Origin of the sequence: Neiella litorisoli (genome assembly GCF_014773395.1) — a bacterium.
Classification (GTDB): Bacteria; Pseudomonadota; Gammaproteobacteria; order Enterobacterales; family Neiellaceae; genus Neiella; species Neiella litorisoli.
Window position 1 is genome coordinate 116,933 of sequence record NZ_JACXAF010000005.1, and the last position, 21,904, is coordinate 138,836.

General features: G+C 48.4%; 26 protein-coding genes and 1 pseudogene. 22 read left to right on the forward strand and 5 right to left on the reverse strand.

Going from position 1 to position 21,904, the window contains the following annotated elements:
• Window positions 1-358: 358 nt before the first annotated feature.
• The 14 genes from IC617_RS05255 (at window position 359) to IC617_RS05320 (ending at window position 10,815) form a co-directional block, all read left to right on the forward strand.
• Window positions 359-1,696: a Na(+)-translocating NADH-quinone reductase subunit A gene (locus IC617_RS05255; protein WP_191143929.1), complete on the forward strand. Its 1,338-nt coding sequence runs from the start codon at window positions 359-361 to the stop codon at window positions 1,694-1,696.
• Complete coding sequence (locus IC617_RS05260; protein ID WP_191143930.1) at window positions 1,696-2,904, forward strand: NADH:ubiquinone reductase (Na(+)-transporting) subunit B; 1,209 nt, start codon at window positions 1,696-1,698, stop codon at window positions 2,902-2,904. The genes IC617_RS05255 and IC617_RS05260 overlap by 1 nt, the downstream gene beginning before the upstream one ends.
• On the forward strand, window positions 2,897-3,688 hold the full coding sequence (locus IC617_RS05265; protein ID WP_191143931.1) for a Na(+)-translocating NADH-quinone reductase subunit C: 792 nt from the start codon (window positions 2,897-2,899) through the stop codon (window positions 3,686-3,688). Before IC617_RS05260 ends, IC617_RS05265 begins: the two co-directional genes overlap by 8 nt.
• Complete coding sequence (locus IC617_RS05270; RefSeq protein ID WP_087504968.1) at window positions 3,681-4,313, forward strand: NADH:ubiquinone reductase (Na(+)-transporting) subunit D; 633 nt, start codon at window positions 3,681-3,683, stop codon at window positions 4,311-4,313. Before IC617_RS05265 ends, IC617_RS05270 begins: the two co-directional genes overlap by 8 nt.
• Complete coding sequence (gene nqrE / locus IC617_RS05275) at window positions 4,313-4,924, forward strand: NADH:ubiquinone reductase (Na(+)-transporting) subunit E (protein ID WP_191143932.1); 612 nt, start codon at window positions 4,313-4,315, stop codon at window positions 4,922-4,924. Before IC617_RS05270 ends, nqrE begins: the two co-directional genes overlap by 1 nt.
• A gap of 29 nt (window positions 4,925-4,953) precedes the next feature.
• Window positions 4,954-6,180, forward strand: a complete 1,227-nt coding sequence (nqrF, locus tag IC617_RS05280) for an NADH:ubiquinone reductase (Na(+)-transporting) subunit F (RefSeq protein WP_191143933.1) — start codon at window positions 4,954-4,956, stop codon at window positions 6,178-6,180.
• 9 nt (window positions 6,181-6,189) lie between these two features.
• Entirely contained in the window at window positions 6,190-7,218 is a 1,029-nt protein-coding gene (locus IC617_RS05285) for an FAD:protein FMN transferase (protein ID WP_191143934.1), read from the forward strand.
• Between the two features lie 54 nt (window positions 7,219-7,272).
• Window positions 7,273-7,497: a (Na+)-NQR maturation NqrM gene (gene nqrM / locus IC617_RS05290; RefSeq protein ID WP_191143935.1), complete on the forward strand. Its 225-nt coding sequence runs from the start codon at window positions 7,273-7,275 to the stop codon at window positions 7,495-7,497.
• A gap of 143 nt (window positions 7,498-7,640) precedes the next feature.
• A complete protein-coding gene (locus IC617_RS05295; protein WP_191143936.1) occupies window positions 7,641-8,678 on the forward strand; it encodes an acyltransferase family protein in 1,038 nt (345 codons plus the stop codon).
• 57 nt (window positions 8,679-8,735) lie between these two features.
• On the forward strand, window positions 8,736-9,221 hold the full coding sequence (locus IC617_RS05300; RefSeq protein WP_191143937.1) for a DUF3429 domain-containing protein: 486 nt from the start codon (window positions 8,736-8,738) through the stop codon (window positions 9,219-9,221).
• Entirely contained in the window at window positions 9,221-9,934 is a 714-nt protein-coding gene (locus tag IC617_RS05305) for an SDR family NAD(P)-dependent oxidoreductase (RefSeq protein WP_191143938.1), read from the forward strand. The genes IC617_RS05300 and IC617_RS05305 overlap by 1 nt, the downstream gene beginning before the upstream one ends.
• A 92-nt stretch (window positions 9,935-10,026) precedes the next feature.
• Window positions 10,027-10,260, forward strand: a complete 234-nt coding sequence (locus IC617_RS05310; protein WP_191143939.1) for a hypothetical protein — start codon at window positions 10,027-10,029, stop codon at window positions 10,258-10,260.
• Between the two features lie 11 nt (window positions 10,261-10,271).
• The gene (locus tag IC617_RS05315; RefSeq protein WP_191143940.1) at window positions 10,272-10,466 is read left to right on the forward strand and encodes a hypothetical protein; all 195 of its coding nucleotides are present in this window, start codon (window positions 10,272-10,274) and stop codon (window positions 10,464-10,466) included.
• Window positions 10,467-10,527: 61 nt separating this feature from the next.
• On the forward strand, window positions 10,528-10,815 hold the full coding sequence (locus IC617_RS05320) for a peptidylprolyl isomerase (protein ID WP_191143941.1): 288 nt from the start codon (window positions 10,528-10,530) through the stop codon (window positions 10,813-10,815).
• On the opposite strand, the gene IC617_RS05325 is transcribed toward IC617_RS05320, so the two are convergent.
• Window positions 10,790-11,299 carry an LEA/WHy family protein gene (locus IC617_RS05325; RefSeq protein ID WP_191143942.1) on the reverse strand — a complete coding sequence of 170 codons (510 nt, stop codon included), beginning with the start codon at window positions 11,297-11,299 and terminating at the stop codon, window positions 10,790-10,792. The genes IC617_RS05320 and IC617_RS05325 overlap by 26 nt on opposite strands.
• A gap of 397 nt (window positions 11,300-11,696) precedes the next feature.
• Between IC617_RS05325 and yfbR the strand changes: the two genes are divergently transcribed.
• A complete protein-coding gene (gene yfbR / locus IC617_RS05330) occupies window positions 11,697-12,332 on the forward strand; it encodes a 5'-deoxynucleotidase (RefSeq protein ID WP_191143943.1) in 636 nt (211 codons plus the stop codon).
• Window positions 12,333-12,394: 62 nt separating this feature from the next.
• Here yfbR and IC617_RS05335 read toward each other — a convergent pair whose 3' ends face one another.
• Window positions 12,395-12,721, reverse strand: a complete 327-nt coding sequence (locus IC617_RS05335; RefSeq protein ID WP_191143944.1) for an isoamylase early set domain-containing protein — start codon at window positions 12,719-12,721, stop codon at window positions 12,395-12,397.
• 151 nt (window positions 12,722-12,872) lie between these two features.
• A complete protein-coding gene (mutH, locus tag IC617_RS05340; protein WP_191143945.1) occupies window positions 12,873-13,541 on the reverse strand; it encodes a DNA mismatch repair endonuclease MutH in 669 nt (222 codons plus the stop codon).
• Window positions 13,542-14,246: 705 nt separating this feature from the next.
• On the opposite strand from mutH, the gene rppH reads away from it, so the two are divergent.
• Window positions 14,247-14,789 carry an RNA pyrophosphohydrolase gene (gene rppH / locus IC617_RS05345; RefSeq protein ID WP_191143946.1) on the forward strand — a complete coding sequence of 181 codons (543 nt, stop codon included), beginning with the start codon at window positions 14,247-14,249 and terminating at the stop codon, window positions 14,787-14,789.
• Entirely contained in the window at window positions 14,779-17,052 is a 2,274-nt protein-coding gene (ptsP, locus tag IC617_RS05350) for a phosphoenolpyruvate--protein phosphotransferase (protein WP_224745812.1), read from the forward strand. Before rppH ends, ptsP begins: the two co-directional genes overlap by 11 nt.
• Before the next feature lie 54 nt (window positions 17,053-17,106).
• On the opposite strand, the gene IC617_RS19145 is transcribed toward ptsP, so the two are convergent.
• Window positions 17,107-17,205, reverse strand: coding sequence for a hypothetical protein (locus tag IC617_RS19145; RefSeq protein ID WP_500793313.1), 99 nt, complete (start codon window positions 17,203-17,205; stop codon window positions 17,107-17,109).
• Between IC617_RS19145 and lgt the strand changes: the two genes are divergently transcribed.
• Entirely contained in the window at window positions 17,176-17,997 is an 822-nt protein-coding gene (gene lgt, locus IC617_RS05355; RefSeq protein WP_191143947.1) for a prolipoprotein diacylglyceryl transferase, read from the forward strand. The genes IC617_RS19145 and lgt overlap by 30 nt on opposite strands.
• Window positions 17,994-18,662 (forward strand): annotated as a pseudogene (locus tag IC617_RS05360) (thymidylate synthase); the annotation flags it as partial. The gene lgt and the pseudogene IC617_RS05360, both read left to right, overlap by 4 nt.
• Window positions 18,663-18,942: 280 nt before the next feature.
• On the opposite strand, the gene IC617_RS05365 reads toward IC617_RS05360, so the two are convergent.
• The gene (locus IC617_RS05365; RefSeq protein ID WP_191143949.1) at window positions 18,943-19,194 is read right to left on the reverse strand and encodes a helix-turn-helix domain-containing protein; all 252 of its coding nucleotides are present in this window, start codon (window positions 19,192-19,194) and stop codon (window positions 18,943-18,945) included.
• Between the two features lie 196 nt (window positions 19,195-19,390).
• Here IC617_RS05365 and IC617_RS05370 point away from each other — a divergent pair, with 196 nt between their 5' ends.
• The 3 genes from IC617_RS05370 (at window position 19,391) to IC617_RS05380 (ending at window position 21,903) form a co-directional block, all read left to right on the forward strand.
• A complete protein-coding gene (locus tag IC617_RS05370; protein WP_191143950.1) occupies window positions 19,391-20,605 on the forward strand; it encodes a hypothetical protein in 1,215 nt (404 codons plus the stop codon).
• A 561-nt stretch (window positions 20,606-21,166) separates the two neighbouring features.
• Window positions 21,167-21,556 carry a hypothetical protein gene (locus IC617_RS05375; protein WP_191143951.1) on the forward strand — a complete coding sequence of 130 codons (390 nt, stop codon included), beginning with the start codon at window positions 21,167-21,169 and terminating at the stop codon, window positions 21,554-21,556.
• Window positions 21,557-21,666: 110 nt separating this feature from the next.
• Window positions 21,667-21,903 (forward strand): HTH-like domain-containing protein, encoded by a 237-nt coding sequence (locus IC617_RS05380; protein WP_191143952.1) that lies wholly within the window; start codon window positions 21,667-21,669, stop codon window positions 21,901-21,903.
• The last annotated feature ends 1 nt before the right edge of the window (window position 21,904 follow it).

A 21,904-nucleotide genomic window follows, 5' to 3' on the forward strand; every position in this document is an offset into this window, starting at 1 on the left:
TTTTTGTTGCCTAGCTCTTAAAAATTGAACCTCGCGACCCAAACCGCCTCAAACAAGCTACTATCATCAAGTAATTGAGCAATGTCAGTTGATTGTTCAAATCCCGCCCCTCTGAAATTAAACTTCCTATTTAATGGTTTCTAGTCATGGTATCGATAGCACGATTAATGCTAGAATGCCGCGCCGGAAAGTGCGCCCAATTTTTCGAACTTAGTTGTTTGATAGAAAGATTTCCGCTGGTCCCCCAAGCTTGTAGCCAGAATGAGCTAAGATCTCAAGGGGCCAGAATTTCGTTCACATCAACAGATGAACGAATTCGGTTTAAAACAAATTTATAACTAACCAAGTACTTACGATTATGATCACAATAAAGAAAGGACTGGATATCCCCATTTCTGGGGCTCCCGCTCAGGCGATCCAAGAAGGTCCAGCGATCACTCGAGTAGCCATACTCGGCGAAGAGTACCATGGTATGCGTCCCACCATGCGCGTGCGTGTGGGGGACCGTGTCAAGAAAGCTCAAGTCCTATTTGAGGACAAAAAATCGCCAGGTGTTGTCTACACCGCGCCCGCCGCCGGGACCGTGGTAGCAGTGAATCGTGGAGCTAAGCGAGTTTTGCAATCTGTCGTCATTGAAATTGACGGTAATGAAGCCGAGCCGCTAACTGCCTATGATACCGCTCAACTTGACCAATTGACCGAGCAGCAAGCACGTGAACAGCTGATTGCTTCCGGGTTGTGGACTGCGCTGCGTACTCGCCCATTCAGTCGAGTACCCGCTGTTGATGCAACTGCCGCAGCTATCTTCGTCAACGCAATGGATACCAATCCGTTGGCAGTCGACCCAGCCATTGTGATCAACGAACGTGTTGATGATTTTAAAAATGGTCTGAAGGTACTGGCCGCCTTGTCTCAAGGCACCGTTTACGTGTGTAAAGCGGCTGGCGCTGATATTCCAGCCTCTGATGTCGCTGAAATGCATGAATTTGCTGGCCCTCACCCTGCTGGTTTGACTGGCACTCATATTCATCATCTTCGTCCGGCCAGTGCCAATGTCGCTGTTTGGTCGATTAACTACCAAGATGTGATTGCGTTCGGTAAGTCGTTTACATCCGGTGATCTTGATGTTTCCCGAGTGGTGTCAATCGGCGGTCCTGAAGTGAAGCAACCGGTGATTGTGCGTACTCAAATTGGTGCGTCTACCGAAGAGTTGATTGCTGGCAACGTCAATGACAAAGACATTCGGGTCATATCTGGTTCGGTTTTGGCGGGCAGAAAAGCTTCTGGCGGCCACGCTTACTTGGGCCGTTATCACCTGCAGGTGTCTGTTTTGCTTGAAGGAACAGAGAAAGAATTCCTCGGCTGGGTTGCACCAGGCGCAGATAAGTTCTCTGTGACTCGCAGTTTCTTGTCTCACTTATTGCCGGCTAAGTTGTTTGATATCACCACAAGTACTGGTGGTAGTGATCGGGCCATGGTGCCAATCGGTAACTACGAAAAAGTGATGCCACTGGATATCTTGCCAACCTTGTTGTTGCGGGATCTGATTGCCGGTGATCTGGAAAGCGCGCAGTCTTTGGGCTGTCTTGAACTTGATGAGGAAGATTTGGCCTTGTGTACATTTGTCTGCCCTGGCAAGTACGAATTTGGGTCGATTCTGCGTAATTGCCTCACCACGATTGAGAGGGAAGGCTAATGAGCTTGAAAAGTCTTTTTGAAAACTCAGAGCACCTTTTTGAGAAAGGTGGCAAGTACGAAAAGTGGTATGCCCTGTATGAAGCGGCATATACCCTGTTCTACACCCCTGGTCTGGTGACCAAGAAAAACATTCATGTGCGCGATAATATCGACTTGAAGCGCATCATGATTACGGTTTGGATGGCGGTATTCCCAGCCATGTTCTTCGGCATGTTTAATGTCGGCGATCAAGCCGCAGCGGCGTTGGCTGCTGGTTACTCGCTTCCTGATACTTGGCAGGTAGGCTTGTTTCAAATCTTTGGTGCGGAGCTAGGTGCAGAAGCGGGTGTGCTCACCAAAATGTGGTACGGCGCTTGTTTCTTCCTGCCGATTTACGCCACTGTGTTTATTGTTGGTGGCTTCTGGGAAGTGCTGTTCGCCATGGTCCGCGGCCACGAAGTGAACGAAGGCTTCTTTGTTACTTCGATTCTTTTCGCCTTGATCGTGCCGGCAAGCCTGCCATTGTGGCAAGCCGCTTTGGGTATTAGCTTCGGTGTTGTTGTTGCCAAGGAGTTCTTTGGCGGTACTGGCCGTAACTTCCTTAACCCAGCATTGGCTGGCCGTGCATTCTTGTTCTTTGCATACCCTGCGCAAATTTCAGGTGACTCTGTGTGGACTGCGGTCGACGGCTTCTCTGGTGCCACTGCGTTATCGCAATGGGCTGCCGGTGGTCTCGATGAAGTCGCTGCATCAGGCCTGACGTGGACCAATGCATTCCTTGGCCACATGCAAGGTTCGATTGGTGAAGTCTCAACCCTAGCAATCCTGCTCGGTGGTTTACTTATTATGTACACCGGTGTTGCGAGCTGGCGTATTGTCGCTGGTGTCATGATCGGTGCGATCCTGACCAGCATGCTGTTCAATGCCATTGGTAGTGACAGCAACCCAATGTTCAGCATGCCTTGGCACTGGCATTTGGTACTGGGTGGATTCGCCTTCGGTATGATCTTTATGGCCACTGATCCGGTGTCGGCATCCTTTACTGATTCTGGACGCTGGGCCTACGGTATCCTCATTGGCGTCATGGTCGTTTTGATTCGAGTCGTCAACCCCGCTTTCCCAGAAGGCATGATGCTGGCCATCTTGTTTGCGAACTTGTTTGCACCATTGTTTGACCACTTTGTGGTTCAGTCCAATATCAAGCGGAGGCTGGCACGGAATGTCTAGTAATAACGATACTATTTCAAAAACGCTGACCGTTGTTATTGGCTTGTGCTTAGTATGCTCGCTAATTGTGTCAGTCGCTGCAGTCGGCCTCAAACCGACTCAGCAATACAACAAAGCGTTGGATAAACAACGCAACATCCTTGAAGCTGCAGGTTTGTTGGATCAAGCGGGCGAAGATATTTCCGGTACCTTCAATAAGTACATTGAGGCCAAAGTCGTTGACTTAGCCACCGGTACTTATGTTGACATGACCTCGGAAGAAGCGGCTGCCTACGACCAACGTAAGATGTCGAAAACAGCTGGCGAGAATATTGTATTGTCGGCTGATCAAGATGTTGCTGGTATCAAGCGCATTGCCCAACAGGCCAATGTTTACTTAGCCAAAGACGATGCTGGTGAAGTGACCAGTATCATTCTGCCCGTTCATGGTTATGGCCTGTGGTCAACCATGTACGCGTTCTTAGCAATTAAGCCAGACACCAATACGGTGCAAGCGCTGGTCTACTACGATCAACTGGAGACTCCAGGCTTGGGCGGTGAAGTTGAAAACCCATCGTGGAAAAACCTGTGGGTTGGTAAGAAGCTGTTCGATGATGACTGGAATCTAGCGATTCGTGTTGTCAAAGGCGGTGCTACTCCTGGCGATATCCACGGCGTCGATGGTCTGGCGGGTGCAACCCTGACAGCAAACGGCGTGCAAAACACCTTTGACTTTTGGCTCAGCGATGATGCGTTTGGACCTTACTTGGCGAAGGTTCGTAGCGAGGGCGTGAACAATGGCTAATGCAAAAGAAATGAAGCAAGTGACGTTCGGCCCTGTGCTGGACAACAACCCCATTGCCCTGCAGATGCTTGGTATTTGTTCGGCCTTGGCGGTGACCTCAAAAATGGAAACTGCGTTTGTAATGTCGCTGGCGTTAACCGCCGTATGTGCGTTTTCAAACCTGTTTGTTTCTTTGATCCGTAACCATATTCCAAATAGCGTGCGAATCATCGTACAGATGGCAATCATTGCCTCGCTGGTAATTGTGGTCGACCAAATCCTTAAAGCCTATGCCTATGACATTGCCAAGCAGCTCTCGGTGTTCGTTGGCCTGATCATCACCAACTGTATTGTGATGGGCCGCGCCGAAGCATATGCCATGAAGTCGCCACCAATGATGAGCTTCTTAGATGGTATTGGTAACGGTCTTGGTTACTCAGCATTGCTGCTGGTAGTTGGGTTCTTCCGTGAATTACTCGGCTCCGGCACCTTGTTCGGTGTTGAGATTTTGCCACTGATCACCAACGGTGGTTGGTATCAAGCAAATGGTCTGCTGCTGTTGCCTCCTAGCGCCTTCTTCATTATTGGCGGCATTATCTGGGCAATTCGCACCTACAAGCCTGAACAAGTGGAGGCTAAAGACTAATGGAACATTACATTAGCTTATTCGTCCGCTCTATTTTCGTTGAGAATATGGCGTTGGCGTTCTTCCTCGGGATGTGTACCTTCCTGGCGGTATCGAAAAAAGTGAAAACTTCTTTCGGCCTTGGTGTTGCGGTGATCGTGGTCTTGACCATTTCGGTTCCGGTCAACAACCTGATCTACAACAACGTACTGCGCGAAGGCGCTTTGACTTGGTTAGGTCTGCCGGCGTCGGTCGATTTGAGTTTCCTTGGCTTCATTACCTACATTGGGGTAATTGCTGCTTTGGTCCAAATCTTAGAAATGACCCTCGATAAGTACTTTCCACCACTCTATAACGCGCTGGGCATTTTCCTACCGCTGATCACAGTGAACTGTGCCATCTTTGGTGGCGTAAGCTTCATGGTAGAGCGTGACTACAACTTCACTGAGAGTGTGGTTTACGGCTTTGGTAGTGGTGTTGGCTGGATGCTGGCTATCGTCGCTTTGGCTGGTCTACGCGAGAAAATGAAGTATGCCGATGTGCCAGATGGCTTACGTGGTCTGGGCATTACATTTATTACGGTGGGCCTGATGGCCTTGGGCTTCATGTCTTTCTCCGGCGTACAGCTGTAAGAAAGCATTAGCGAGAGGAATTTAAAACCATGCAAGAAATTGTACTCGGTGTTGTATTTTTCACCTTGATTGTACTTGCGCTGGTGCTGATCATCCTGTTTGCGAAGTCCAAGCTCGTGAGCAGTGGTGAGATCACCATTGATATTAACGAAGATCCAGAAAAAGCGATTAAAACCCAAGCCGGTGACAAACTGCTGGGGGCGCTAGCTGGTTCAGGCATTTTTGTGTCGTCTGCTTGTGGTGGTGGTGGTTCATGTGGCCAGTGCCGCGTTCACATCAAAGAGGGCGGTGGTGATATTTTGCCAACCGAACTTGACCACATCACTAAACGTGAAGCCCGTGAAGGCTGTCGCCTGGCTTGTCAGGTTGCCGTTAAAAGTGACATGAAGATTGAGTTGGAAGAAGAGATCTTCGGCGTCAAGCAATGGGAATGTGAAGTTATCTCAAACGATAACAAGGCGACTTTCATCAAAGAATTGAAGCTGAAGATCCCAGACGGCGAATCAGTGCCGTTCCGTGCCGGTGGTTATATTCAGATTGAAGCGCCAGAGCACCATGTGAAGTACTCTGATTATGACATCGAAGAAGAGTATCGTGGAGACTGGGAACGCTTTGGTTTGTTTAAGCTTGAGTCGACCGTGAATGAGCCAATCATTCGAGCTTATTCAATGGCCAACTACCCAGAAGAAGAAGGCATTATCATGTTGAACGTGCGTATCGCTACGCCGCCGCCAAATGATATGAGCTTGCCTCCGGGACAAATGTCGTCGTTCATCTTTAACCTGAAAGCAGGGGATAAGGTGACCATTTCGGGTCCATTTGGTGAGTTCTTCGCCAAAGATACTGACAACGAAATGGTGTTCATCGGCGGTGGTGCAGGTATGGCGCCAATGCGCTCTCATATCTTTGACCAACTGCGTCGTCTGAATTCGGATCGTAAGATCAGCTTCTGGTATGGTGCTCGTTCTAAGCGTGAAATGTTCTACGTTGAAGACTTTGATATGCTGCAGGAAGAAAATGAAAACTTCCAATGGCACGTGGCATTGTCTGATCCTCAACCAGAGGACAACTGGGATGGCTACACTGGTTTTATTCATAACGTGTTGTATGAAAACTACCTGCGTGATCATGAAGCGCCGGAAGATTGCGAATACTACATGTGTGGTCCACCGGTGATGAACGCGGCAGTGATTAACATGCTCAAAGATTTGGGCGTGGAAGACGAAAACATCTTGTTGGACGACTTTGGTGGTTAATTTTTACCAATGACAAAACCGCAAAAACTACTATGGCTGGCCCTGATCGGGCTGGCCATTTTTCTTTTCTGGTGGCGCTTACCGGCAAGCCTTGAACAAGTTGAAATTCAAGGTCAGACCATGGGCACTTATTACGTGGTCAAGCTGGTTGTTACTAATGCTGACGAGATCGATGCAGACGCCATCAAGCTAAAGATCGATGAGCGTTTAATTGACTTGAACCGCAGCATGTCAACCTATGATCCAGAGTCAGAATTGTCACGCTTTAATCAGCAGAGCAGCACTGACGCCGTGGTCATTTCTAATCAGTTAGCATTTGTCCTTGATGAAGCGATTCGTCTCGGCGAGTTAACCGATGGTGCGCTGGACGTGACGGTTGGGCCGCTGGTCAATTTGTGGGGCTTTGGCCCCGAAGGCCGGCCTGAACAAGTGCCATCTGCTGAGCAAATCAGCGACGCTCGGCGCCGAATTGGGCTGGATAAAATCGAGCTTTCCGGCGGCGGCCTACGTAAGTTTAATGATGATGTCTATGTCGATTTGTCCGCCATTGCCAAAGGCTACGGCGTGGATGAGATCTCGGACTTAGTCACCCGTCTTGGTTTTGACAACAGCATGGTTGATATTGGCGGTGAGCTTCGCGTCAAGGGCCACAATCGCAACCGCAAGTCATGGCGCGTGGCGATTGAAAAGCCAGTGACCACTGAACGTGCGGTTCAGCAAATTGTTGAAGTCAGCAATTTGGGCATGGCGACCTCCGGTGATTATCGCAACTACTTCGAGCAAGATGGTCAGCGCTTTTCACACACCATCGATCCGGCCAGCGCAAAACCGATTGCCCATAAATTGGTGTCTGTGACGGTGCTGCATCCGTCGAGTATGACTGCCGATGGCATTGCGACTGCGTTGATGGTCATGGGCGATGAGCAAGGTCTAGCATGGGCTGAAAGTATTGAACTTCCGGTCTATATGATCATCAAAACAGATGATGGTTTTGCGGCGAAATACACCCAGTCAATGGCGCAATATCTGGTGCAATAGGGCGCTTATTTATTTGGACTTATTCAGCAATGCGGTAACACCGCGGGAGTAATTATGCTGACATTTGTAATCACATTTGCTGTTCTGCTACTGATTGTTGCTGCCATGTCGATTGGCTACTTAGTGCAACGTAAAACCATCAGCGGCAGCTGTGGTGGCATTGCGTCGCTAGGCTTAGACAAGGTCTGTGACTGCCCTGAGCCTTGCAAAAAACGCAAAGCACGCGAAGCGAAAGCGGCGAAGCGGGAAAAGCTAATTCAGGAAAACCGCATTATTTAATCATTCAGCAGCGGCCATGGGATTTACTACTGGCCGCTGTTTTCTTTATCGAGCAAGGCGGACTAGATCTATTGGCCGGCTTGCGCTTCGACTAGCTACTCCCCTAGACTGGATAGCAGTTTCTCTGGGCCAAGGATTCGACTGTGTTTCTCCATTCATTCAATTATTTCCGTGGGATCGCCATTATCTTCGTGGTGTTGGCGCACAGCTATATACCTGCAGGCTGGCAGCCCGGCGAGTCAGTGTTTGATCGCTTCCAATTCAGCCTGATGATGAATGGTACGGTGTTTTTTGTCTTTATCTCTGGCTTTCTATTTCATCATGTCTTTGTCCCGCGCTATCAATACAAAAAATTCATGGTGAAAAAAGCCAAGTTTGTGCTGATGCCCTATTTGTGTCTGTCGGTATTGCCCATTCTGTTTTGGTTATTCTGGGCGCCCATCGACGCACCGCACGAATCGCTCTATAGCGGCCATGGCGATTGGCAAACAGCAATTTGGTATTTGTGGACGGGGCGGCAGTTGACGGCTTATTGGTATATTCCAATGGTGATGGTGCTGTTTTTAATCTCGCCGCTGGTTGTTTGGCTGACCAAGAAAAATTTGTTGCTGTGGCTGGGGCTGCCGATGTTGGTCGTTGCCAGTTTCATTCATCGGCCGGAGGGTAATTTACAAGCCTTTCAATCGTTGGCTTATTTCTTTCCGGTATTTTTAATTGGCGGCTGGGCTTCTGCGCACAAGGACTGGCTGTACCAAAAGTTGGCCAACCGCGAGATTTGGTTGCTACTCGTGGCGATTGCGTTGGCAGCAATTCAGGCACTTTATACTGATCAAGTTGGCAATTCTCACAAACCAGCGCTGCAGTGGGGCGGCATTGATTACAGCCTTTATCAGAAAGTCTTGCTGTGTTTTGCTCTGATGATTTTCCTTCATCGTTTTGAGGACAAAGAGTGGCATTGGCTCAATACCTTGGCCAATGTTAGTTTCGCAATTTACTTTATACATCCGTGGTTTACCACTTGGTGGAGGATGTATCACCCAACTCCAGATACCTGGCCAACCAGCGGTAATTTGCTCTACACGCTAGCGGTTTGTGCGTTGCTGATTGTGTTGAGTGTGGTCGTTGCCAAGGTCTTTAAAGCGATCTTTAAGACCCGCAGTCGCTATATCATTGGCTGGTAAAAATTGAACTAACTGCCATCATTGTTCGTACTCTAAAAACACAACAGAGGACAAACTATGACACGCCACTATCAATCTAAAGCGGAACGCCAACAGCAACATCAGGCGGAGCATCGCCACATCAGTGAGCGACTCGCTTATGCTGGGGCTATTCCATTTATTGCGCTTGCAGGGTTGCTGTACTTGCCTGCCGACATGCTACCTGGCAACCAAGAGCAATGGGTCTCTGCGTTGATGACCTACAGCTTGATCGTCGTGAACTTCCTCGCCGGTTCATTGTGGGGCAGGGCGATTGATAACATGGAGCGGAACCATCGCGGTAATGGTCAATTGTTCGCGGTGCTCATTTCCCTGCTGAGCTGGATGACGATTATGCTGCCGCCGCAGCTTGGTTTTGTGCTGCTTGCCTGCCTGTTGGTCAGTTTACGGCTGCACGAAATGTACGGGTTGAGCTCTGACTCTGCGGTGAAATGGTATAGCAAAGCGCGCAGCCGCCTGACAGTGGTTGCTTCTGTCGTGTTATGCTTGGCTGCAGCGAGCTAGTGCGGGTCGTTGTTACAGGAGCGACCGGAGGTATTGGTAGAGCACTGGTCGCTCATTATCTAGACCGAGGCGATGAGGTCATCGCCGTCTCCACTCAAAAACACCAACATATTGCTGACACTATCAATGGTAATTGCCATTGGTTGTGGCAATGTCCACCTGAAGATTACGTTGGCCGCCTTTCCCCTATTCTGCAATCGCGCCTACCTGATCGTGTGTTCCACTGTAGTGGCATACTTCACGCCAACGGCAAAATGCCGGAGAAGGCGTTAAAACAGTTCTCGGCAGCTCAGTTGCAAGACAACATGCAGGCCAACTGCATTGCCGCGGTCAGCTTACTGCAAGCACTGGAGCCCTTTTTAAACCGCTACAGCCAATGCATTATTGCGGTGTTGTCGGCCAAAGTGGGATCGATTGAAGACAATTATCTTGGCGGCTGGCACAGCTATCGAATGAGCAAGGCTGCGTTGAATATGGCGATCAAAACGGTGTCGATTGAGTGGCGTCGGCGGTTCCCTCAAGTGGTGCTTGCTGCGGTTCATCCTGGCACCACTGAATCAAAATTATCTCAGCCTTTTCAACACAATGTGCCGACACAACAATTAGCTTCGGCGACCGTAACCGCTGCGCGATTGGCGACTTTGGCTGAACGTTTAACGAATCAAGATTCCGGTGCGCTGTTGCATTGGGACGGTAGCAAAATCCCTTTTTAATCCAATTCGATCACACCTTTTTCCTTTAAAAACTCCACAAACTTCCCATCGGGAACTATATTTGTTTTAATGACTTCCCATGGGGAAGTTTTGTGTTGTTTAGAATGGATGAGAAGTTTAAGCAGGAGTTGTTGTCGAGATGGATGAAAGACTGGCAACTGCGCAGTAAAGATGCCGCACTAGTGTTAGCTGTTTCGCAGAGCAAGTTGAGCGAATACTTGAGCGGCAAGCGAAAAGTACCACGTTACATCATCAGTCATATCGATACCTTTTCGGTGCTGTCGAAGAAACAAGGACAAGCACTGATCCGCCGCCGTACCGGATAAAGGTTAGCTACATGGATTCTGGTCACTTGTTACATGTCGTTGTCGTAACTGGCCTGCTGGTCGCACTTGTGTCTGGCGTAGCGATGCTCGGCTTAATTTTACTCAGCGTATGGCGCGGACTGAAGGAAATGGGCAGTTGCCGTAATAGCAATCAGCTCGGCACCGATGTGAGTTACTCTGACCAGCACGGCGATCCGAGAGGCTAAAGCGGCTATCCGCTGGTATAGTATGGCGATTGACGATTGCTAATTGACGGAGTTACGCCACATGGCCAGAGCGCGAGCCCATGCTTACCACATCCTTGTTTCATCAGAGAAAAAAGCCAAAGAAATCCAAGACAAAATAGCCAAAGGCGCCGACTTTGCGGATATGGCACGACGCTTCTCGAGCTGTCCATCGAAGAAGCATGGCGGCGATCTCGGCGAGTTCCGCAAAGGCGACATGGTCAAACCGTTTGATCAGGCGGTTTTCTCCGGCGAGCTATTCAAAATTCTGGGGCCGGTTAAAACCCAGTTTGGCTATCACCTGATTAAAGTGATTGATCGTTCAATTTAGAGCCAAGCAAATCTTCACCGCTGATTTGGCCTGCTTCAGAAAAACGAATGGCAGGCCATAGTCCGCCGGCATCTAGCTTAATATTCACTTCGTAGTCGATTTGTTTCGGTTTGGACTTTAACAGTGACGTGGCTAACCGAATGCCATCAAATAAACTCAATTGCGCCGGTAGTTTGAACTCAGCTTCGCCATAGGCCGGCACTGCCGGTAAATCATTTGTCGCACCGGCTACCAAATCATAACCATTGAGTGCCAGGCTGTAAGCGGCACCGACAAGCTCTAGTGGACGATCATTAGGGTTAACCACGCGCACCGACAAAATAAAACTCGGTGAGCTGTCGTTGACCACAGGTGTGATCCCAACCAAATTGACTTGTGGCGGATCGGTTGGCGGTAACGACGCGCATCCAGTCAACAGCATAAGCAAAACGGCGAAAGCGACTTTGAAACGGTTGAATGCCATACGCACTCCAATTGTTGTCATTTCAATTCCATTAGAGCCTGTTGAACTTTGGTGTATGAATTTTGTAAAGCTCGTCCATGAGCTTTACCGCTGTGCGGCTATCGCGATAGTTTGTTCCAAACAAACTGTTGTTCGTTCAAAATGCTCTTTTGAGCAAGCAGCGAGCTATGCCGTATAGCAATCTATACAAATAGCGAGCGACGTAGCGAAATGAGCATTTTGACGAACCCTTCGGGCAGCGTTTATTGGCAATTTATTCAGCGTCAGCGATTATTCATTGACGGCCGGTCAACTTCATAACCGCTTCCTTGCCTAAATCACCAATAAATTGCTGCAAAAACACACAGCAAAGATCAACAGGCTCTAATTTGTCGTATGATGAATTCAGATTCGGACGTAATCAATAGAAGGGGAGTTGATGCCTCATAAGAATGTGTTTTTTGCGCTATTGTCGCGGATGCAGAACATTCAACGTTGGAGTAAGTCCAATGCGACCCGTTCAGAGAATGTCGCTGAACACAGTTTGCAGGTTGCTATGTTTGCCCATTGTCTCGGTTTGCTGCGAAATCATGTCTTTACTGATAAACCGGCGGTTGATGAGAATAAACTAGCCACCATGGCGCTGTATCACGACGCACCAGAAGTGCTGACCGAAGACGTCAATAGCCTGATTAAATACAGTGATCCGAAAATGCTTGAGCTGTGCCGAGAGATGGAAAGTATGGCCAGCGATATGTTGATGAACTCCCTGCCTGATGAACTAAAGCCTCATTTTGATGGGTTGATTCATCAGCACGACCAAGTGCTTCATCAATTCGTCAAAGCGGCGGATTTGCTATCGGCTTACGCCAAGTCTTTGTCAGAGCTGCGGGCCAATAACACCGAGTTCATCGGTTCGAAAAATAAGCTGGAAAAGGCATTGGCCAGATACCGCCAAGAGTTACCGGAAGTCGATTATTTTATGCAGCGCTTAATGCCAGCGTTTCAGCTCACCATTGATGACTTAATTGATGGCGCATTTATCGACATCAACCAACAGGAATCCTTGTTTTAACACGCACAGTAAAACGCCGTCGAAAGACGGCGTTTTACTGAGTGCTTTAGCGTTTGGCTAGATTAAGCGGCAACAACGCTAACAACTGAGTTGTCTTCGCCACTGCCGTTTGGCCGGTAGCTTTCTGCTTCCCAATCGTTGTCGTATTTTTCTGAGCCGTCTTCCATGACTAAACAATAGCGATATTCATAATCGTCTTTGTCGTCAGTTGGTAAATTCAGTGTGGCCTTAAAGTGGCCTGCTTTGAATTTTTTCAGCGGTTGCTTTTCCCAGTCGAGTGCTTCGCAAAGCACATAGACTTCAGATGCGCCTTGGGCAGCCTCGGCTGATACTTCAAAAGTCACCTTTACAACGGGTTTAGTTTTCAGGAATTGTTTTTTTGTGGCCATGTCTCAGCCCTCCGTGAACGAAAAATAGCAAGCAAAGTGGTGTGGTTATGCAAATGTCTATGCAAAGCCCGCGCCGAAGTGTAAAGCGCGTTTATGACTCGTTGATGAACATTATATCGCACTAAAAATAGACAATGATCTTGTTCCCTGTCTAATTTGGTGCAAATTGTTCCCTTAATATCCAACTGGTGAAACAGGTGCGTAAGTAAAAACCTTTGGGCTGTGCCCAGACCTGTTGACCGTTTTCGCCAATCGCTTGAGTGCGTATTTTGCCATTGGCTGCTTTAGGGCGAAGTTGCAGGTACTCGCCAAGATGAGCATTCACTTGCTGAATCTTACCCAGTGCTAACAAGTCTGTGAGCTCTTGCCAATCTTGCTGCAATGCTTGCTCCTGTGCTGCTGAAGGTCGCCACAAAAAGGGACTACCAATTTGGCGTTGGGCTGGAGATAAGCCTTTGTCGGCCAAAACCGGAACCCAAAGAACATGCGCTAATTTTTTGCGCAAGGCGCTGGTTTGCCAAGTTTGTTGGCACGCATCGGTCATCGGAGCAACACAAACGAAGGTTGTTTCCAAAGGCTGGCCAGTCGCAGATATCGGCAGAGTCTTTAACTCGACGCCCAAATCTGGGAAGTCCGGCTCGGGTTTCGAGCCTGCTGAAGCGCCAAGTGCCAACTCGATCAACATGCCGCCCCAGCCTTTATGACGACTGAAGTCGGCAGGCACAGGTTGCTGCAATTGCTGAGCGAGATCAGCAAAGCTTAAACCCGCTAAATCACGAGCTGCGTCAGCAAGTTGGGTAATTGAGGTTGGTTTTGGCATGGGACAAGAGCAAAGCGAACGGTGAGCCAATGGTACGCAAGGGCAGCCCGAAAGTCATCTTGCATAGAAACTGCACAACAAAAATGAAGCGGCAGTTTTTGATTTTAACTAATTGATAATAATTAAATAAATATAGTTAGGATGGGGTTTTGGGCAACTTTTCTGCCAGTTATTCACAGAACAAGCCACAGGAGTGTTGGATAACTGGATCTATCACCGGATCTGTTGGCTCTGAAACCAGTTTTTATCGGCAAAATTGATCTGGATTAGTTGACATTGGTCGCAGTTTGACCGCTTTCTGTGAGTAACTTTGCTATTGGATAGATCTTGTTCGCTCTAAGTTGTTGGTGCCGTGATGCAATATCCATGAAATATTTATTATTAATTAAATCTATTTATAATCAGTGGTTTGTTGTCTTTATTTGGCCTTTGTGAAATGGCTTTGGCAAATTCTAAGGCCATATATTCAACTGTTTAATCCACTTATGCACAAGGTTATCCACCGTTGATGTGACTAACTGATCGGCTGCGATCGACTTAGAGATATATTTTGTGTGGATAAGTTTTTTATATGTCCATTTTTATGCACAGATGACGCCGTGAAACAGTTGTGAGAGTTGTGTCAAACCGCAGCATAATGGGATTGCCGCAATGTAACCTTTGTGGAACAATCAGGTCATTCAAGATTCACTCAGGATAATGAGAGTGATTGATTCCGACGGTTATCGTTCGAATGTCGGGATTATCATCTCCAATCAAGCTGGGCAAGTGCTTTGGGCTCGCCGAATCGGCCAACATTCTTGGCAGTTTCCGCAAGGGGGCGTCAATGAAGGTGAGACACCAGAGCAAGCAATGTATCGAGAGCTATACGAAGAAGTAGGGCTCAAGCGCGAACATGTAAAAATTATCGCGGTCAGCCGCTCATGGCTGCGTTACAAACTGCCAAAACGCTTGATTCGTGAAGGTTCTAATCCCGTCTGTATTGGACAAAAACAGCGCTGGTTTTTATTGCAATTAACCAGTAACGAAGACGCAGTAAATTTGGAGGCCAGCGGTCATCCTGAATTTGATGAGTGGCGATGGGTAACCTATTGGTATCCGGTGCGTCAGGTGGTTTCTTTTAAGCGCGAAGTGTACCGACGCGCGATGAAAGAATTTATCACGCCACTTCAGCAAACTATCAGAGATGGTCGTCCATCAAAGGATAAACGTCGACGCCGACGACGACCACAACCGAATGCCAATTAATATGCTTCATACCCTGCGCCAGATTGTGCAGGGTGTTAACCAGTCCGAAGCGCTCGATGATGCGCTTCAGTTTCTTGTTACCCAGACCAAACAGGCGCTAGAGACCCAGTGTTGTTCGGTTTATCTTGCCAACGTTGAGGCTGGCCATTTTACCTTGATGGCGACTGACGGCTTGGCACAATCTTCAGTCGGAAACGCTGTCATTGGTTTCCATGAAGGTTTGATTGGCTTGGTTGGCGAGCGCGAAGAGCCGATCAACCTCGCCAATGCTCATCAACATCCACGATTCAAATTCATTCCACAAGTCGAAGAAGAACAATTAAATGCCTTTTTAGGCACGCCGATTATTCATCAAGGCCGAGTATTGGGCGTGTTGACTATTCAGCAAGCCGATGCGCGCCAATTTTCCGAACAAGAAGAATCCTTGTTGGTCACTTTGTCGGCCCAACTTGCCGGAGTGTTAGCGGCGGCGAAAGCCAGAGGGCAATTGACCGCAGCGTCGAGTCACCAGCGCAGTATGGTGGTGCTACAAGGTGTAGCTGGTTCGCCGGGCATCGCTGTGGCGCAAGCTTGGGTCGAACGGGTTGCCGTTGAGCTCGAAGATGTCGTTGAAGGTCAACACCAAGATCTCGATGCAGAATTAGAGCGCTGGCAAAATGCCGTGTTGCAAACACGAGAATACATCGAGCGGTTGAGCTTGCGTTTGGGCGAATCGCTTGATCGGGATGTGCTGGCGATTTTCGATGTGTACCAAAACATTCTCAACGACAACTCGATCAGCGGCGCTGTTGAGCAGCATATTCGAGCCAATGCTAGTGCTGAAACGGCGCTGGTGCGGGTGGCGAAGGACTACATTGGTCAGTTCGCGGCGATGAAGGATGCCTACTTGCGCGAGCGGGCAACGGATATTCGTGATTTGGCCCAACGTCTGCTGTATTTCCTTCAGCAGCGCGCCCATGAGCTGACCGAACATGAGCAGCCGCTGGTGCTGGTGGCCGAAGAAGTCACTGCCTCCATGTTGGCATCAATTCCCCGCGATAAATTGCTGGGCATTGTCTCGGTCCGAGGCTCTAGCAATTCCCATGCAGCGATTTTAGCCCGAGCGCTTGGTATCCCCGCGGTGCTGGGGATTGCCGACCTACCACTGAAAAAATGCGCGGGTCGAGATGTGATTCTCGATGGTTATAGTGGCCGACTCTATTTGTCGCCCTCAGCGGCGGTGAAAGAAGAATACGCGCGACTATTACGACAAGAATCTGAACTGCAAATTGAGTTTGAGAAGAATCGCGAACTGCCTGCGGCGACGGCTGATGGCCGCCGTTTGAGTGTGATGATTAATGCCGGATTGGCGGCGGATACCGAGCATTACGGCGGGGGCGCCGATGGTGTCGGCCTATTTCGAACTGAAATCCCTTTTATGATTCAGGACAAATTCCCGTCCGAAGAATTTCAGTTTCAAACCTACTGCAATATTCTCAATCGCTTCCCAGGACAGCCAGTGACCATGCGAACGCTGGATGTCGGTGGCGACAAAGCGCTGCCATATTTTCCTATCCGTGAAGAAAACCCGTTTCTTGGCTGGCGTGGGCTGCGCATGACGCTCGATCATCCAGAGATTTTTCTGGTTCAAATGAGAGCGATGCTCAAGGCGCATCACAAATGCCGTAACCTGCGGATCATGTTCCCCATGGTCACCAATATTGCGGAGCTGGAGCAAGCCAAGAAGTTATTGCGCAAAGCTCATGCAGAGTTACAGGATGAGTTGGGTGAGCATTTTGCGCTGCCTCCGCTCGGCATCATGATCGAAGTGCCTGCCATGCTATACCAGCTGCGAGCGGTGGCTGATCAAGTGGATTTTGTGTCGGTCGGTAGTAACGATTTAACCCAATATTTGTTGGCGGTTGATCGCAATAACGCGCGGGTTGCTAATCTCTATGATGAGCTGAATCCGGCCGTGCTCAACGCTCTCAACTCGATTGCTCAACAGTGCCGTCAATATCAACTTAATTTCTCGATTTGTGGTGAATTGGCGAGTGATCCTCTCGGCGCGATCCTGTTAGTTGCCATGGGTTATAAAGTGTTAAGTATGAATGCGGCCAATATTGGCCGAGTGAAATGGGCGCTTGCCAAGGTCAGTATGTCGCAGTGTCAGCACATGCTGCAAAAAGCATTAAATCTGTCGAGTGCCGATACCATCCGACGCCAGCTTTATGTGGATATGGATTCGTTTGGCTTGGGCGCATTGATCCGCCCTGGTCAGTAATTGCGCGTCTGGTGACCGGTCGTTAATCGCTGACATGGCCATTTACAAATCGAGTCATTTTCTTGTCTTGGCGTCATGATATGATGGCGCCCCAAATCGATAACCCCAATTGGAATACCACGAATGCTCACTGCGTTGATCAGCTTTCCGCAAATTGATCCCATCTTGTTTGAACTCGGGCCTCTGAAGATCCGCTGGTATGGCTTAATGTACTTGATTGGCTTCGTCGCAGCGATGTGGTTGGGCAACCGAATGGCGCGTAAGCCCAACAGCGGCTGGACTGAACAACAAGTCAGCGATTTATTGTTCTACGGCTTTCTCGGCGTGATCCTTGGTGGCCGTTGCGGCTATGTGCTGTTTTACCAGTTTTCACAATTCCTCTCCGATCCGCTTTATTTGTTCCGCATTTGGGAAGGGGGCATGTCATTCCACGGCGGCGTGTTAGGCGTCATGGCTGGAATGGCGTTTTTTGCTCGTAAGTATCAGAAATCTTATCTAGCCGTCGGTGATTTTATTTGCCCACTATTACCCATTGGTCTGGGCGCTGGGCGCATTGGTAACTTTATCAATGGTGAATTGTGGGGCCGACAAACTGATTTGCCTTGGGGCATGGTGTTTCCAACCGATCCGTTGGGCTTGCCGCGTCACCCTTCGCAACTTTACGAATTTGCGCTTGAAGGCGTCGTATTATTCGCCATGCTGTGGTGGTTTGGCCGTAAACCGAGACCAGCGGGGACCATAGCCGGCTTGTTTTTACTGGGGTACGGTGCGTTCCGTTTCTCGGTTGAGTTTGCTCGCGAGCCAGATGCCCACTTAGGTTTACTACAACTGGGTATGAGCATGGGGCAATGGCTGTGTTTGCCAATGATCATTGGTGGCGCAGGCCTGTTGATACACGGTTATCGCCACGCCGAAGTAGCAGTTAGTCGAGGAAAAAAAGCATGAAGCAATATCTATCACTGTGTCAGCGCATTATTGATGAGGGCCAATGGGTCGAAAATGAACGGACTGGAAAACGCTGCCTGACTCTGATTAATGCCGATTTGGAATACGATGTTGCCAACAACCAGTTTCCGCTGATCACTACTCGCAAGAGCTTTTGGAAGGCCGCTATTGCTGAGTTTTTGGGCTATATCCGTGGCTTTGATAATGCTGCGGACTTTCGCCAGCTAGGCACCAAAACGTGGGATGCCAATGCCAATGAAAACCAAGCATGGCTCAACAATCCGGCCCGAAAAGGCGTGGATGATATGGGGCGGGTTTACGGTGTTCAGGGCCGCAGCTGGCAAAAGCCAGATGGTACTCACATTGATCAACTGGCCAAAATTGTCGACAACCTTACCAATAAAAAAGATGATCGCGGCGAGATATTAACCTTCTATAATCCCGGTGAATTCGACTTGGGTTGTTTGCGCCCGTGTATGCACACCCATACCTTTTCTCTGCTAGGCGATACCTTGTACCTGACCAGTTATCAGCGCTCATGTGACGTGCCGCTGGGTCTTAATTTTAATCAGATTCAAGTGTTTACCTTCTTGGCGCTAATGGCACAAATCACCGGTAACAAGCCCGGCAAGGCGTATCACAAAATCGTCAATGCCCATATTTTTATGGAACTAAAAAAAGAGACTATCCACTGATTCTAGTGGTCTCAGGGGCTTTTTTCTTCCGGTTTTCTCAACTCTCAACATACAAAAAAATACAACTCAGCGTGTTTGGTTGGACTTTTTAGCCAATCCATTGTGTCATTCAGCTACCAGCCTTAAATGTTTACGTCCATAAATACGCTAAGTCGTTAGCGAGCTGATAATTAGGTGAGGTTACTCTTCACTTTCAACTACGTCTAAACGTATATGGGTTAGTATATCTAACGTCAGTATACCGAAAGACTTAAACTTCCCCCTTCGAAGTCTGCCTTAAAAGCGCGAGCCCGTCATTGGGCTCCACCCCAAGAACTTCACAGTACTGAACAAATTCGAACACATTCAGCCTGCGCTGCATGGTTTCGACCTTATTCACAAACTGATGTGTCTCTCCAAGCATTCCACCAAGCTCACGTACAGTGAGGCCTCGTTCTTCTCTGGCTCGCTTCAACCACGCTATCAAGCGCTCATATTTTGGATGGTTTATGTGTTTGATCATTCGTGCATTATCTAACGCACACCCCTTGTCCCCGAATTGGGGACAAGGTATAGTGCTAATTGTCCCCAATATGGGGACGGATATAATATATATAGAAATAACAGTAATGTCGTTACTCTTACAGGGGGGATTAGACGTGATTGACGAACACTTAGACCTTGCTCACCAGCGTTTGTGTAGAGCTGGAGCCATGCACATGCTCATGAATGTAGAAAATGGCTTCGATTATCGCGATGGAGTACTGGCTGTAATGCGCGACTTCAATCGAGAAGAGCTCGAAGATAGGTTTACAGTTCGACATTACTATGATTACTGCTGCGACCTATATGAAGCGTTGGGGCTGCCAGCTATGATGCCGCTAATACAAGGTCATACTGCGCCATATCTTGGCGAGTTGAACAATGAAGCATCTCCGGAAACGATTCGGTCTCGCATTTTTACCCTTCTAGACTTTTTGGCGCATGAAGATGGACGACCGCTGGACTACTGGCTTTTTCATGCTGAAATTGAAGGTTGCCAGAAAAGCGTTGCTGAGATGCTAGAACACGCAGAGGGGCAAATAGAGTTGCTGTTGGCACTGGAGCAGGCCGCGACCGAATATAACCTCTCAGAAAAAGCTGTCGTAAAAAAGATAGTCGAGCCAACCTGCAACGAGAGCCAGGATAGTGAGGAGTTTTCACATTGGTCATTACTGCACGTCTGTGCCTACCCGTTACCTAGTTATTACTGCATTTATGCCATAACAGGAGAGCGCCGATGGAGGCTGATCATCTGCCAAGGTTCTCCCGCTGATCTATCCGACGAAGAAGAGCATTGGATATGGCCCCAACAGGCAGGGAAAAATATACGCCTGCTTAAGACTGGCGCTATGCAGGCTGCCAGTGTCCATCAGCGCATCATTTCCCATGTGATAAGCTCCATGGAGGAAGGGGATGTCGAGGTAACGCAGATTAATCCGTCATTACCCATCATGATATTTGAGGATCTCAGTGCAATCGAGTGGTTTCGATTTAGTGAGATTTGCCTACTTGCCAAAAAAGTTCTGCCAAGCACAGAATCAGCAGCAGCATGGTTTTACCGCCCTTTAAAAGTTAGACCCGGAATCGTTCAAATACCTTTAGATTTCTGCGCTGATGCAGCAAAGCAAGAGCGGCTCCAATCTCTTTTGGAACGCGCCTTGGCTGAAAAAATCAGAAAATGTAGTGAAGCGTTTTGCTCCCTCACACAGCCTGAAGGGGTATTGTCAGAAATCGGTCTCCTCTTAGGCGCTACATTTAACTCCCCGGTAGCTGCTAGAGAATGGCTTGAGTCTGGCAATGAACTGCTAGAGGGACTGTGTCCGGCAGATGCAATACGAGCCCAACCTCAGGCAGTACAAGCTATTCTCAAGAGGATGATGGCGGGTAACTGACATGATATCCCTAACAGTTCATCACTCTGAACGTCATGCTCCATACATCTTGAAATGTGATCTTGAAACAGCCATCAAGCACAGATACCAAGACGGAGCTCAATCTCTTATAAATAAGCTTTTATGCAGAAATGTTAACCCAATTGTTCATCTGGACAATGGAGACCAAGCTCTTTACGTAATTGGAGTCGCCACGGTTGCTAGGCACTTCGAGGTTGATATCTGTTACGTTAATCCGAGAGGGCAAATTCTCAATTTGGATTTGCTACTCGATCCGTTTAACCAAGACTGGGAGTGGTGGAGCTGAAAACTCTCAACCGTATGGTAAGCATGCCGACCTATTTAGCTTGGATTTAATAGGAGAGATAAAGGTGAGTCACAGCGTTTCATTAACAGAACGAGAAGTGGAGATCCTCTTGTATCTCATCAACAACGAGATGGATGGCTTTTGTGGAGATCGCGGGTATGAAGAGTTATACAAACTGAAAACTAAACTCAGTGATTCTTCGAACCACGACTCCAGTCTTCCCTTAGAATAGCTAAGTTGTTGGTAGCGTATTAATGCCAAAGAAAAAGAGCCAAGGCCGTCAATTACTGTTGTCTGAAGTGAACCCTAAAAACATCGGGGTTACGATGGAGGAATCAAAAAAGAGGCTTAAAGAAAAATTAAAACGGCGAAAAGCTATTAACCCTGTTTCAGGTGGCAGTGAAAATCTCTGCCAAGATCAATATCAAAGCTCATCGACCGATCAAGAGTATCAACTGGCTATTGAAGAGCTCACAAAAAAGGTTGTTCATCATTTTGAGTCTGACATCCAGGCTCGACAATGGCTCACTAACCAACCCCTAGCGTCCTATGGCTGCCTAACCCCGCTTGAAGTTGCAAAGTGGTTTGGCTCCGGTGAGCTTCTAATATACTTGCAAAGCAAAGAACTGGGTGCATTCGAGTAACCGCCAGCTGTTTTCTACAGACTAAGATAAAAAACATCGATTGCATCAAGCACGAATTAGCTAATTTTGCTAAATTAGCTTTCTTGTGACAGCCAAGGCTGAGAATTTCCATGAATAAAGTAATCAAACAGAGCATTCAAGAAGCGCTTGCTGCCGCGCCTCGTAATCAATACATGATCGAATTGCATCTGCAATGTATCAAGTATGCGGATGAGCTCAGGAACATCACGGCTCGAGAGTTCGTTGAGGAGTTAGGGCTTAGGCCCAGTTATGGCACAGAGTTCAGCAAGATGCGCAATCTAACTTCCCGCCTCAAAGCCGCAGGCTTAAACACTAACGAGATTTAAG